Source organism: Nonomuraea sp. GTA35 (assembly GCF_041950525.1).
Classification (GTDB): Bacteria; Actinomycetota; Actinomycetes; order Streptosporangiales; family Streptosporangiaceae; genus Nonomuraea.
This window is the reverse complement of the sequence record NZ_JBGNUV010000003.1, coordinates 766,391-778,476: the sequence shown is the minus strand read 5'-3', so window position 1 is coordinate 778,476 and position 12,086 is coordinate 766,391. Positions and strand designations below refer to the sequence as shown.

General features: G+C 67.8%; 21 protein-coding genes. All 21 read left to right on the top strand.

Features of this window, described 5'->3' with window-relative positions:
* The first annotated feature begins 73 nt into the window (after window positions 1-73).
* The 21 genes from ACBJ32_RS16960 (at window position 74) to ACBJ32_RS16860 (ending at window position 12,078) form a co-directional block, all read left to right on the top strand.
* Window positions 74-430 (top strand): hypothetical protein, encoded by a 357-nt coding sequence (locus ACBJ32_RS16960; protein ID WP_375127536.1) that lies wholly within the window; start codon window positions 74-76, stop codon window positions 428-430.
* A gap of 5 nt (window positions 431-435) precedes the next feature.
* On the top strand, window positions 436-693 hold the full coding sequence (locus tag ACBJ32_RS16955; RefSeq protein WP_375127535.1) for a hypothetical protein: 258 nt from the start codon (window positions 436-438) through the stop codon (window positions 691-693).
* Window positions 690-1,046 carry an HIT family protein gene (locus tag ACBJ32_RS16950; RefSeq protein ID WP_375127534.1) on the top strand — a complete coding sequence of 119 codons (357 nt, stop codon included), beginning with the start codon at window positions 690-692 and terminating at the stop codon, window positions 1,044-1,046. The genes ACBJ32_RS16955 and ACBJ32_RS16950 overlap by 4 nt, the downstream gene beginning before the upstream one ends.
* Window positions 982-1,461, top strand: coding sequence for a DUF4326 domain-containing protein (locus ACBJ32_RS16945; protein WP_375127533.1), 480 nt, complete (start codon window positions 982-984; stop codon window positions 1,459-1,461). Before ACBJ32_RS16950 ends, ACBJ32_RS16945 begins: the two co-directional genes overlap by 65 nt.
* A complete protein-coding gene (locus ACBJ32_RS16940) occupies window positions 1,454-1,960 on the top strand; it encodes a hypothetical protein (protein ID WP_375127532.1) in 507 nt (168 codons plus the stop codon). The genes ACBJ32_RS16945 and ACBJ32_RS16940 overlap by 8 nt, the downstream gene beginning before the upstream one ends.
* Before the next feature lie 34 nt (window positions 1,961-1,994).
* Window positions 1,995-2,210: a hypothetical protein gene (locus tag ACBJ32_RS16935; protein ID WP_375127531.1), complete on the top strand. Its 216-nt coding sequence runs from the start codon at window positions 1,995-1,997 to the stop codon at window positions 2,208-2,210.
* Window positions 2,203-2,478, top strand: a complete 276-nt coding sequence (locus ACBJ32_RS16930; RefSeq protein WP_375127530.1) for a hypothetical protein — start codon at window positions 2,203-2,205, stop codon at window positions 2,476-2,478. Before ACBJ32_RS16935 ends, ACBJ32_RS16930 begins: the two co-directional genes overlap by 8 nt.
* A gap of 222 nt (window positions 2,479-2,700) precedes the next feature.
* The gene (locus tag ACBJ32_RS16925) at window positions 2,701-3,099 is read left to right on the top strand and encodes a hypothetical protein (RefSeq protein ID WP_375127529.1); all 399 of its coding nucleotides are present in this window, start codon (window positions 2,701-2,703) and stop codon (window positions 3,097-3,099) included.
* The gene (locus tag ACBJ32_RS16920; protein WP_375127528.1) at window positions 3,092-3,505 is read left to right on the top strand and encodes a hypothetical protein; all 414 of its coding nucleotides are present in this window, start codon (window positions 3,092-3,094) and stop codon (window positions 3,503-3,505) included. Before ACBJ32_RS16925 ends, ACBJ32_RS16920 begins: the two co-directional genes overlap by 8 nt.
* Window positions 3,502-3,720, top strand: coding sequence for a hypothetical protein (locus ACBJ32_RS16915; protein ID WP_375127527.1), 219 nt, complete (start codon window positions 3,502-3,504; stop codon window positions 3,718-3,720). The genes ACBJ32_RS16920 and ACBJ32_RS16915 overlap by 4 nt, the downstream gene beginning before the upstream one ends.
* Window positions 3,717-4,103, top strand: coding sequence for a DUF6011 domain-containing protein (locus tag ACBJ32_RS16910; protein ID WP_375127526.1), 387 nt, complete (start codon window positions 3,717-3,719; stop codon window positions 4,101-4,103). The genes ACBJ32_RS16915 and ACBJ32_RS16910 overlap by 4 nt, the downstream gene beginning before the upstream one ends.
* Window positions 4,100-4,459, top strand: a complete 360-nt coding sequence (locus tag ACBJ32_RS16905; RefSeq protein WP_375127525.1) for a hypothetical protein — start codon at window positions 4,100-4,102, stop codon at window positions 4,457-4,459. The genes ACBJ32_RS16910 and ACBJ32_RS16905 overlap by 4 nt, the downstream gene beginning before the upstream one ends.
* Window positions 4,460-4,604: 145 nt before the next feature.
* Window positions 4,605-5,306, top strand: coding sequence for a hypothetical protein (locus ACBJ32_RS16900; RefSeq protein ID WP_375127524.1), 702 nt, complete (start codon window positions 4,605-4,607; stop codon window positions 5,304-5,306).
* 565 nt (window positions 5,307-5,871) lie between these two features.
* Window positions 5,872-6,366, top strand: a complete 495-nt coding sequence (locus ACBJ32_RS16895; RefSeq protein WP_375127523.1) for a GIY-YIG nuclease family protein — start codon at window positions 5,872-5,874, stop codon at window positions 6,364-6,366.
* Between the two features lie 276 nt (window positions 6,367-6,642).
* Entirely contained in the window at window positions 6,643-7,053 is a 411-nt protein-coding gene (locus tag ACBJ32_RS16890; RefSeq protein WP_375127522.1) for a hypothetical protein, read from the top strand.
* Window positions 7,054-7,089: 36 nt separating this feature from the next.
* Window positions 7,090-7,431, top strand: a complete 342-nt coding sequence (locus tag ACBJ32_RS16885) for a hypothetical protein (RefSeq protein WP_375127521.1) — start codon at window positions 7,090-7,092, stop codon at window positions 7,429-7,431.
* A gap of 25 nt (window positions 7,432-7,456) precedes the next feature.
* Window positions 7,457-8,776: a hypothetical protein gene (locus ACBJ32_RS16880; protein ID WP_375127520.1), complete on the top strand. Its 1,320-nt coding sequence runs from the start codon at window positions 7,457-7,459 to the stop codon at window positions 8,774-8,776.
* A gap of 13 nt (window positions 8,777-8,789) precedes the next feature.
* Window positions 8,790-9,068, top strand: a complete 279-nt coding sequence (locus tag ACBJ32_RS16875) for a hypothetical protein (protein WP_375127519.1) — start codon at window positions 8,790-8,792, stop codon at window positions 9,066-9,068.
* 20 nt (window positions 9,069-9,088) lie between these two features.
* Complete coding sequence (locus ACBJ32_RS16870) at window positions 9,089-9,577, top strand: hypothetical protein (protein ID WP_375127518.1); 489 nt, start codon at window positions 9,089-9,091, stop codon at window positions 9,575-9,577.
* A gap of 10 nt (window positions 9,578-9,587) precedes the next feature.
* Complete coding sequence (locus tag ACBJ32_RS16865) at window positions 9,588-10,919, top strand: LamG-like jellyroll fold domain-containing protein (RefSeq protein ID WP_375127517.1); 1,332 nt, start codon at window positions 9,588-9,590, stop codon at window positions 10,917-10,919.
* A 10-nt stretch (window positions 10,920-10,929) separates the two neighbouring features.
* Window positions 10,930-12,078: a hypothetical protein gene (locus ACBJ32_RS16860; protein WP_375127516.1), complete on the top strand. Its 1,149-nt coding sequence runs from the start codon at window positions 10,930-10,932 to the stop codon at window positions 12,076-12,078.
* Window positions 12,079-12,086 lie beyond the last annotated feature (8 nt).

Genomic DNA, 12,086 nt, shown 5'->3' with positions numbered 1-12,086 from the left:
CGAAGACGCTGAACCCGAAGACCACGACCTCGACTGCCCCGAACACCCAACAGGCGAAGAGGAGGACTGACCCATGCCGAAGATCGAAGCGCCTGCCGTCAAAGTTGGCCAGGTGTGGGCCTGCAACTCCATCCGCGAGCAGGGCCGCTCCGTCGAAGTGATCGCCACCCGCGACGACTACGCGGTGGTGAAAACCCTCACCGACTCCGACTCGGTCCGGCGTGATCTGGACGCCAACGAGCAGTGCCGGCGGGCCGGCTCGGAGGCGCTGCCCGTCCCGAACGCCTACAGCAGGGTCGGCCAGGTGGGTCGCATCCGCCTGAACCGGCTGCGGCCCACCATGAACGGCTACCGGCTCGCAGCAGACGCGGCGGTAGTAACTGACGACGCCCTCGCCGACCTGATCGCCTCTCAGGGAGAGGAGACCTGACCCCGATGGCCTCGATCACTGACACCCCGTACGGTCGTAGAGCGGTAGACGCCCTGAAGGCCGCTGTGGCGCTCGAACCGGACTTCCCCGGCTGGCTGGCTGCGACCCTCGCCACCGTCGCCGCCACCCAGCCTGAAGGCTCCCACACCCTCATCGAGGGCCGCCCCGGCTCGTGGGAAGCAGGGCTCGTCCAGCGTCTCCTCGCCGGCACCGTGGGCGAGGACGACGAATACCTCGACAGTTACAGGGAGGTGGAACAGTGACCTCGCCCGAGCCCCGAGAGCCCTGCGTCTTCTGTGGGATTGCCGCAGGGGAGGCGCCGGCCGAACTGGTCGCTACGTGGGATGAAGTCATCGCGTTCGTGCCTCTGAACCCGGTCGCCCCAGGACATCTGCTTGTGATCCCCAAGCGGCACGTGGCCGACGTCACGGAGAACCCCGAGGTGTCAGGGGCGGTGATGTCTGCCGCCGCTGAACTGGCGACTCCGCCGTGCAACATCATCACTTCGGCAGGACGGGAGGCTACGCAGACGGTGTTCCACCTGCATCTGCATGTGGTTCCCCGCAGTGCGGGTGATGGACTCTCGCTGCCTTGGACGGGTGGTGACCGTGGCTGACCGAGAGCCGCAGCGCATTCAGAGACGACGCACCAAGGGCTACAGGCTCCCCGAGGGTGCAGTCTGCGTGGACCGCAGCACCCGGTGGGGCAACCCGTTCAAGGTCGGTGCCCTGGTGATGGAGCCCGGCTCGTACGCCAGCCCTGCCTGCCCGTACGACGGGTTCATGGAGCCCGGCACCTACCAGTGGACCGGTCTGGGCGGACCGTACACCTACGAGATCCGCCGCGTCCGAGACGCTGCCGATGCGGCGGCGCTGTTCCGCCCGTACGTCGCATTCCACGACGACGTGTACCCGCCGGAGGAGATCCGCCGAGACCTGGGCGGGCGCGATCTGGCCTGCTGGTGCAAGGTCGGGACGCCGTGCCACGGAGACGAGCGGATCCGCCTCGCTAACGGAGGAACCGATGCCTGAGATCGACTGGCCGTACGACGCTGACCAGTATGACCCGCTCACCAAACTGCGCATCCCGGTGACGTCGTTCGTTCCGCGCTGGAAGTACGCGGCGTCTTTCGATCGGGAGTCCGAGGTGCGGCCCACCGATCTGGAGGCTGCGCAGCTCGCCTCGTTCATCGACGAGTACCGAGACCACTGGTTCAACGAGACGTGGAAGGCGAAGCTCGCCGAGCGGCCGTTCGATATTGACAGCGGCAACCCCACCAAGATCTTCCACAAGTGGGCGGAGGGCGACTGGTCCTACCGGGTGGTGACGTGGCAGTACGGGCCGATGTGGGTGCCCGTCTTCCCTCGCCTGCGCGGAACGCGCCTTGACGACCGCCCGAACTGGGCGGGCCCGATGACGCTGGTGCAGGTGATGGACCGCATCTGCACCATCGGCGACGAGACCCGCCGTCACTGGCTGGAGTGGAAGGCCGCCCACCCCGAGGTCTTCGGTGAGGCCGCCGATGCATGACTCCTTTGAGGATCCTTTGGGGGAGCCCTCCACAGTGTCAGGAGACTCAAAGGCGGTGCCGCTCACGTGCCAGTGGTGCCGCAACCAGCCCGCCGCGCAGTTGATCGTCGTCGATTGGCCTTCGATCGGGCGGCGCACGTCGCTCGTCTGTGACTCGTGCGGGGACCGGACCAGGTCTGATGTCCAGCACGCGGACGTGATCCTGTTCCGCTACCGCCTCACCCCGATCAAGGAGAAGGCCGATGCCTGACGACCTGCACACGCCGGCCGACTGCATCCGCCGCGCCGCGCACGAAGACGTGCACAGCCTGGTCCTTGACTTCACGGGCGTTGAGGCGATCACCAACGGGTGCGCTGATGAGATGATCGCCGACCTCATCGCGCAGCAGGACGATCGCCGCATCTTCGTCACGGGAGCCAACCGCGATGTGTGGGACGCCATCACCACCGCTTGTGAACGGCGACGACTCGCCGCCCTACCTGAGGAGACCACCATCGATGGACCCGACCATGGATAGCACCGAAGAGGCCGCCGCGATCCTTCAGGCACGCATGTCATGGCCGGAGGCTGAACGGTGCGCCGCAGCCCTCGAACGGGCGGGCTGGCAGGCTCTCCACCGCACTCGCGCGGTCGACATACTGCGAACCCGGATGCCCTCCCAGAGCGCAGCCGCCTGCGTTGAAGACCTCGTGATTGCGGGCCTCATCAGCGCCCGCGCTACCTGAAAGAAGCAGCGACGATGACTGAGACCCGCGACTTCCACATCGGCGACATCTTGTCCATCACCACGGGACTGCTCGTCTCGCCCACCCACATCGACGGCGTGTACCGAATCTTGAACTGGATGACCGGCGACAACCTGTTCACCCACCAGTTGCCCCGTGCCAGCGAGGAGTGCGCGGGCCCGCTACTGGCGCAGCACCCCGACCTGGCCGACATCGAGACGCCGGAAGAGTTCAACAGCAAGGAAGATGTGCTCGCCTGGCTCGCCGAGCAGGTGGCGCGCTTCGGCGAGACCCGTCCCGTGACTCCGCTCCACCCAGACGATCACACCCGGATCGACCCGCTCGACGAGTTTCGGATCATCGCCCCCGACGTGCCGATTATCCCGATCGACCTGAGAGACGACCGTGGCTGAAGACCTCCGCCACCGCTACGCCGAAGAGCTCGACTTCGCCTGTGCGTCCTTCGTCGTCGATGACCTGAACATCCGGTCCCGGGACGCGATCGACCGCCTGAAGGCTCGAATCCTCAAGGTGCGGGACGAGGAACTGGAACGCCTGCGTCGAGACCTGGAGAGCGCCACGGCGACATTGACCGAGCTAGCGCCGACCAGCGCAGACGGGTGGCGGGAACGCGCCGAGCAGGCCGAGCGCCGCAACGCCCACGCCAGAGCGCTTCACTCGCCCAACGCCTCAAACCCTCTCGGCCCTTGGTGCGACACCTGCATGACCGTCTGGCCATGCGCTACCTACGCCGCTCTCGACGACCAGGAGGCGGCCAGTCTGCCCCCTGAGGCGACAGTCGCGGAGGAGGAGACGTGAGCGCGATCAACTTGGCTGCCCTCGGAGTCCTGGCCCTCTCAGTGGTGGCGCTCGCAGTGTCCGTCTGGGCGTACCGCGACATCAAACGCAACGCTCAGCAGGCCATCAAGGACTGGGGGCGGGCCGAAGCATCGTGGAACGAAGCAGGACGCCTCTGGACGCAGGCCGCCGCCAACTACCGGGAGGCGGAGAAGATCAGGCGGAACCAGCCGTGAACCTCCTCGACCTCGCCGTCCCGCCGCTGCCGTTGATCCAGTGCGGCGCCTGCCGACAGCCCTTATGGAAGAAGGAGTCCCGCGAGTTGGGATTCGGCTTGGACTGCGCCGAGAAGCTGGGGATCATCGTCCCCCGCCAGCCGCGCTTCAGCCGGCGTGACGGAGGACACTGCGATGGACAGGCCAACCTCTGGGAGGAAGCCATGCCGTACATCGCCTCAGGTGAGGGCGACTTCTATCACCGGGACGAGGAGTGCTCGGCGTTCCAGCGGGGACGAAACGCCAGCGCACCGAACAACTACCAGAGCCATCCCATCCGCGAGGTCTCCGAAGAGGAGGCGGCGAGGATGCAGCCGTGCACGACCTGCCTGGGGGAGCCATGACCGCCGACCGCGCCCAGGAGCTACGGGAGGCGATCAGCGAAGCCGACGAGGAGACGTTCGCCACCCTTGAAGAGGTGGCAGCCCACGAGCTGATGCGGCTGTGGGCAGATCTGAGGTCGGCGATCAGGAACGCCGCCAGCGGGTACTGGTCCATCAACTGCGAGCAGATCGCTTACCGGATCGCAGTCCTGACCAGGGCTCTCGGCAAGGCCACCCCGTGGGAGAGCATCCCGGTGGACCTACTGGCCGACGGCGTCTATCAGCGGATGCACGACCTGATGGGCATCCCGTACGAGCAGCCCGACATGCAGCGGGTGGCCGAGATCATCGCCCGGCGAGAAACTGCAGGTCGCTAGAATGCCACCTGCGACGGAACCGATAGATCGATCTTGAACGCGAAAGCGGCCCTCCACCCGACATGGAGGACCGCCTCAACCCCTCGCGCCTCGACAGCACCCAGAGCCGCCTCCCCGCAAGCGTACGACCTCGGGGAGGCAGCACGTGTCCTACGTCCAGCTCATCGTCGAAGACCTCCAGTGGGTGGCCGCCTACTGGGAGGACCTCACCGAAGCCCGCCTCCCCGGCACCGCCCGGCCCTGGCGGCACCACGACCTCACCACCGACCAGCAGCAGGAACGAGACCGGCAGGCGTGGGAGGAGCGGCTAGAACGCTCCACCGAAGCCCCCGGCGAACACCCCGCCCCGCTGGACCTCGGAATCCTGGACACGATGCTGGACGTCCTCGTACGCGCTGACGACCTCGCCGCCGACATCGCCCGACACGCCGGCATCCCGACACTCCCGCCGCCGCGACTCGGACAGACGGACGCACGGCCCTACCTCGACTTCGCCGCCAAACACCTCACCGACGACCTCGCCCAGCACGCCGCCCCGATCGCCCGCACCATGGTCGCCCAAACCGCTCACGCGCTCGCGTTGGTCTTCGACGGGCAGAAACTCGACGTCGAATGCCCCTGGTGCCGAGGCGTCACCCCAGACATGCCGGCCGGCGGCGCCCGAACGTGGCGGGTCCGCGAGCTTCCCGGCAACCTGATCGCGATCGTGTGCGAGAACGTGTGCGAACCCCCGTCCAAGGATGTCGGCACCTGGTGGCGGGGCGCACCCGTGTGGCCGCTGTCGGAGTGGGACTGGCTGGCGAAGAGGGTCGAACGAGCAGAAACCAAGGTCAAAGCCGTCGCGTAACCCGCCTGGACTGGGATAATAGGGGGATCATGGCCATCCCCCCAGTTCTCCCTTGTGACGTGCTGCCCTGTCCCGGTGGAGTCATCCCTTCGCGGGCCTGTGACCATCCGTCTCCCAGACGGACGCGAAGCGAAGGCCGTCATCACGGACGTCCGATTGGAAGACCACGCGGTAGCCACCGTCATGGGCGTCGGTGAGGCTCCATTCGGAGGACGGATGGTGGTCCGCAACCTAACTGACTGGCACTGGCAAGCCGTGGAAGGCGACCTGGGACGATAAGGAGCCAAACCAAGATCACCCATGCCTGTGGATAACTCCGTTGTCGCAGGTCAGGCGATGCGATTTGACACCGAAACCCTACCTCGGCGATCATAGCCGCAGTTCCAGCATGCCCAGAAAGCCCGCCATCGAGCGGGCTTTTCGCATGTAAGGGAACTTCCCGGCGGGATCGATGGCGACATCTCCCGCCCCCTCTTAGGCCCGCCATCGCGCGGGCCTTTCTCATGTGAAGACCCCGCAACGGCTGGCACCGTCCGGGGTCGCGGCCGACCGTCTAGGAGTCGACGTGACCAAAGTAGTCCTCCGCGTGAACGCCCACAAAGGGCGTCATGCGGACTATGACCTGCTCAACGGCATGTGCACCGCTGAATGCTGTAGCGCCCAGGCAAGCGAGGACGCTCCCGTACCGCTCTGCCCAGACCACATGCGGATCGCCTTCGCCCACTACCTCATCAGCATCGAGGGCCGGGCAGCCGAAGTGGCCGAACCCGACACGTACGAGGACGAGCAGACGCAGGCATACCGCTCTTCGGTGCTCACCACCGTGGGCTTCGTCTACTTCGTGCGCTTCTCCGACCGCATCAAAATCGGATGGTCGGGCAACCCGAGCGCGCGACTCAAGAACGTCCCACACGATGAGGTGCTGGCCATCATCCCCGGCACCATGCTGGACGAGCGCAAACTGCACGCCGTGTTCGCGCGCCATCGTGTCGTAGGCGAATGGTTCAAGCTCAATCAGGACCTGCTGGACTTCATCGCCGCCTTACCCGCGACGCTCTAGACACCCCTAGATATCCCAAGAACGCGCACTCCCTCTGGTGCTGGGGGAGATGTGCCGCTCCGCCGCATCCCTCCCCTGTGGATCCCGCGGAGCCCCCTGTGACGGCCTGGCTTTCCTCTTTCAGGGATCTGTGAGGGGTTCCGCCGGGGTTGGGGAAAGCCGGGCCGTCACCCCAATGACTCCGGGCGGCTGGATTTGAGCCGCACGCCGCATGCTTGCCAACCGCCCGGCACCCAAACCCTCCGCGCGCCCACCTAAAAGAGGGAGGACCGTTCGATGACCCTCCGCATCTCCAACACTGTCCGCAGCAACCTTGCCAGCCAGATCACGACGGCCATCGACGCGGGCGCTGCTGCGGGGAAGCTCAGGGTCTACAGCGGTAGCCAGCCTGCCGGACCCGACACTGCCGTGGCGGGACAGACGCTGCTGGCAGAGTTCACGCTCGCCGACCCGTCGTTCGGGGCCGCCTCCACCGGCGTCATCACCTTGGCGGGTACACCCCGCACCACAACTGGCGTGGCGGCTGGTACCGCGTCGTGGTTCCGGATTCTCGACAGCAACAACGTGGCGGTTGCCGACGGCGCTGTGGGCACGTCCGGGGCGGAACTGAACCTCAACACCACCACCATCTCGGTCGGGGTCAACGTGGAAGTGACCAGCGGCACCATCACGATGCCGGCCAGCTAGGCCGAACCAACCATTCAGACTGGAGCCGACAACCTGATGCGCTACGTCCTCATTCCCGCGACCGGCGAGCTCAACGTGACCGGCGGCGGCGAGAACGCCCACCTGGCCGACGTCGAGGACCAGAACCCGACGCGGGTGCCGCTCGCCCCCCTCGACGGGCTGCCGCCGATCACCGGCTGGGTCAACTCCGCGGGCAGCCCCACCTACCCGCTCAACGAGGTGGGCGGGCAGACGCTGGTCAACCTCGGCGCAGCGGCGGGCGACTACTACGGCCCGGTCGTCATCACCGGCTGGGACGAAGCCGCCGGGACCGGGATCGGCATCAACTCGGACATGTCCGCCGAGATCACCGCCGCGTACGAGGCCGCCACCTCCTGACCCTTGCCGCCCTGGGAGGAAGGCCGTGGCCGCACCGACGTTCGTCGCCGCAGGCGCCTACCTCGACGGATCAGCCGCCACCGCCGCCGTTGCGGTCCCCGCGGGAACCTCGGCCGGCCGGTTCGTTGTCGTCTCGCTGTTCATGGACGGCGCCGCGCTCGCGGTCAACCCCACCCCGCCGAGCGGCTTCCAGTCCGCGCCGAACACGCCCGTGCAGATCCCGTCCGGGTCCGGCAACCATTCGCTCTACGTGTGGGGCAAGCGGCTCACCGGCGCCGACAGCGGAACCTACGACTTCACCTGGACGGGCAGCCGCTATCGCGAGGCGCAGGCATTCCTGTACCAGAACGTGATCGCTTCCGGCGACCCGTGGGACCTGCCCGTTGACACGGCAATCGACCTGGTCAGCTCGACCGTCACCCCGCCCGTCGATGTGACGACGCTCGGCCCGGACCGGCTGCTCGTCTGGACCGCGACCTGCTGGGCAGGCGGCACCTGGACCGCCCCCACCGGCCACACCAAGAGGATGCAAGGCGGCGCCGGCGTCATCACGTTGACCGACCGGGCGTGGCCGGCCGCCAGCAACACCGGCGCGATCACCGGCACCGTCACCGGCTCTGACAAGCGGGTCGTCTGGCTCGGCGCCCTGATCGGCACCACCTCGGATGGTGCTGCTGGAACACTGTCGGGGGCTCTGCCGGCCCTGACCGCCGCCACGTCCGGCACCGCCGCCGTGACGGGCACCGCCGCGGCGGGCCTGCCGGCTCTGGCCGTTGACGCTGCAGCCGCGGTCACAGTCGATGCGGCTCTGACGGCCACGCTTCCCGCCACCACGGGCGCCTCGGCAGGAGACGTCACCGCGGCCGGCGGCGTGGACGGCACTCTTCCCCCGCTCACCTCCGCAGCCGAAGGGGCGGCTTCCAGCGGCGGCGCTCTCGCCGGTGGGCTGCAGCCGCTCACCGCGTCCATGGCAGGCGCAACCGCACTGCCTTCAGGGGCGCTTGGCACGGCCCTCCCGCCGCTGGCGGGAACACTGGACGGCTCTGTCGCCGCGGATGGCGCGCTCACGGCGTCGCTCCCGCCCGCCACCGCCGGCCTGGACAGCACAGCAAGCGCCGCCGGAGCCGTCGCTGGCGCACTGCCTGCCCTCACCGCGGCGTTTCCCGGTCAGATCGTCTTCCCGCAAGGGAGCCTGACGGCTGGACTCCCGGCCATGCGGGCGGCGTTCGCCGGCACGTCGGACGGAACCGAACTCGACATCGACGGCCTGGTGTCGGCACCGCAAACCAGATGGCCTGTGGGCGCTCCAGAGACACGGTTCGCCGTCGGAGCCCCGAACGCGTGACGAGGAGGAGTGTGTGGCGACAGTCCCTGCCTCCAGCGTCGAATACCTGCACATCCCCGTCGCAGACGGCTCAGCAGGCATCCCGGGCGAGATCGCGGTCATCTCCTCCTGCGACGAGCCGGTAGAGGCCGACTGGAAGGACGCCGTCTGGGATGACGGCAACTACAAACTGCTGATCGGGCCAGGAACGGCACTGCCGCTCGTTGCGGGCACGTACACGGCGTGGGTCAGGCTGGACGCACCGCCGGAGAAAGTTGTGAGACGTTCCGGCCCGGTCCGGGTGGGGGTGTGATGGGTACCGTCCGCCAGTATTTGGCCCCTGAGGAAGCCCAGTTCCTCGCCACGGCGTTCCCCCAGTTCAAAATCACCGCAGGCACCAGCTTCCCCGTCTCCGGCCTCGCCTACGACGCCACCACCGCGGAGAACGCCTACTGGAAGTTCGAGCCGATCGCCTACGGCAGCGGCAGCATCACCTGCGATGTGATCTGGTACGCCGACACCTCCACCACCTCCACCCACGGCGTCACCTGGCAGGTCGCAGTCGCCGCCATCACGCCCAGCGCCGACACCACGAACGTCGAGACGAAGAGCTTCGCGACCGCGCAGTCAGCGTCCACCGACCTCGGCAGCGCCGACGCCCAGAAACTGATGAGAACCACGATCACCATCAGCAACCTGGACAGCATCGCCGCTGGCGACGAGGCGTGGCTGCGCGTCACCCGGCTCGTGTCCGACGCGGGTGACGACCTGACCGGCGACGCCATCCTCACCTCAGTACGGATCTCCTACAGCGACACCTGAGGGGGCCCGCGTGGCGGTCCGCTTCAACGCTTCCTCCTACTCCAGGGCGTTCAGTCTCGGCTCCCAGACCGCGTTCACCGTCACCTGCTGGGCGAAAATCTCGGTCGACACGAACACGTTCGCCACCGCGTGGGTGATCGACAACGGCATCAGCGACTACCTGTCGCTGAAAGCCGACGCGACCGGCACGCTGATGCGGGCGCTCACCGACGCCGGCACCCACGCCTCGCGCGAGCTCACCGTCGGCACCTGGTACTTCGCCGCCATGTCCGTCAGCTCCACCGCCGGACGGCTCGTCACCCGCTCCGCCACCGACAGCATGTTCACCACCGCCACCTGGTCGGCGAGCCACACCGTCAACGCCGCCACGCTCCGCTTCGGCGTGTGGCCCAGCGGCGGCGACGGCCTCAACGGATGTCTGGCCGCCGTCAAAGTCTGGCAGGCCACGCTCACCCAGGACGAGATCGAGAACGAGGCTTTCCGGTACACGCCCAGTAGAACCGCCAACCTGCTGGCCTGGTATCCGTTCCTGGAGCCGTCCACCGTCGACTACAGCGGCGCCGGCGCCACCCTGTCCGGCGGCGTAGGGGTCACGCAGGAGGACGGCCCGTCGATCATCTGGCGGATGGGACGGCGCAAATGCGCCGTCCCATCGGGCGCAACAGGTATCGTCAGCGCGTCGCTCCCGCCGCTGACCGCTTCAGTGCCGGGAGCAGTTGAGGTCTCCGGGACGGCCACGGGATCGTTGCCGTCCCTGACGTCGAGCGCGTCCGCCACGGTCGAGGTGTCCGGCACCTCCGCGGCCACCCTCCCGGCGTTCACCGCGTCGCTGTCCGGGGACGTGGACCTCCCCACTGGCCCGCTTGCCGCGACCCTCCCTGCCTTGACGGCATCCGTCGCCGCCGCCATCGCCGTAGAAGGTGACTTTGCGGGAGCGCTGCCACCGCTCACCGCGACCGTTGCCGGCGCGGCGGAGGCAGCAGGATCGCTGTCCTGGGCGCTCCCGCCGCTCATCGCGTCAATCACGGGCGAACGCGAAATACCCGACGGCCCTCTCGCAGGGCTGCTGCCCGCGCTGACCGCGGACCTGGCCGGCGACCTGACAGTGCCGGGAGCAGTTCAAGCGACGCTGCCCGCGCTCGCCGGCGCGTTCACCGACTTCAAGTCGGGCGACTTCGACTTCATCCCGGCCGGGCTGAGCCGAGGCTGGACGACACGGGACCTGCAACCAGCCTGGGCCGGGCTGGACGTTGCCGCGGCCTGGTCCGCACGTGACATCGGCCGCAGTTGGGCCGACGACGACGCCGACCGGCCGTGGACCGCCAGTTCGCCCGCTGTGTGAGGAGGCGGTCGTGGCGGTCCGGTTCGACGCCGACGCCGAGGAATATACCAGAACCGTCAGCCTGGGCAGCATCACCGCCCACAGCGTCGCATGCTGGCTGAAAATCAGCGTCGACCGGAACACCATCTCGACGGCGTGGACGCTCGACAACACCTTCGCCAGCTTCTACTCGATGGTGTCGACCAACAGCGACGGCACAACAATCCAGCATGACAACGGCAGCAACGTCCACGCCATCGGATCGCTGACCGTCGGCACCTGGTGCTACGTCGGGCTCGCGGTTAACGGAGCCAACGCGACCGCTGTCATGCAACGGGTAGGAGACGCCGCCCCCACGGTTGTCACGTGGTCGAACAACCAGACGAGCGTCAACGCCACCAGGCTGATGATCGGCGAATCCCTGTTTGGGACTCAGTGGCTCAACGGGTGCGTGGCCGCGTTCAAGTTCTGGACTGCGACGCTGACGCAAGCCGAGCTTGAAAACGAGATCTGGACGTACGTGCCGCGGCGCACCACAAGCCTGCTCGCGTGGTACCCGTTCCTCACCCCCGGCACCGTCGACTACAGCGGCAACGCGCAAACGCTGACCGGCGGCACAGGCACCACCACCGAGGACGGGCCGCCGATCCTGTGGTCGTCCAGCCGGGCGCGACTATATGTCCCTCCTCTTGACGTCGTACAGGCCAACCTGGACGGCATCCTCCCCGGCCTGGCCGGGACGTCGGACGGCACTGTCGAGGTAGCCGGGACACTGCCGGCAACTCTGCCGGGACTGACCGCGACCACCGCCGGCTCCGTCGAAGCGTCGGGCAACCTGGACGCCGCGCTTCCGGCTCTCACCGCCGCCTTGGACGGCGAGACAGACCTCCCCGCAGGGGAACTCGTCGTCACCCTCCCCGCCCTCACAGCGACCAGCACAGGCGACCTGACCGTCTCCGGGCAACTCGCCGGAACACTACCCGCCCTCACCGGGGCGTTCACCGACAGCATCAGCGGAGACTTCGACTTCGCCGCCATCCTGCGCCGCGGCTGGAACTCCCGCATCCAGCCCGCCTGGGCAGGCCTCGACGTCGCCGCCGCGTGGGCGGCCCGTGACATCACCCACGACTGGTCGGCGAACGCCACCCGCGGATGGTCCGCCGACACCCTGACCTTGTGAGGAGGCGA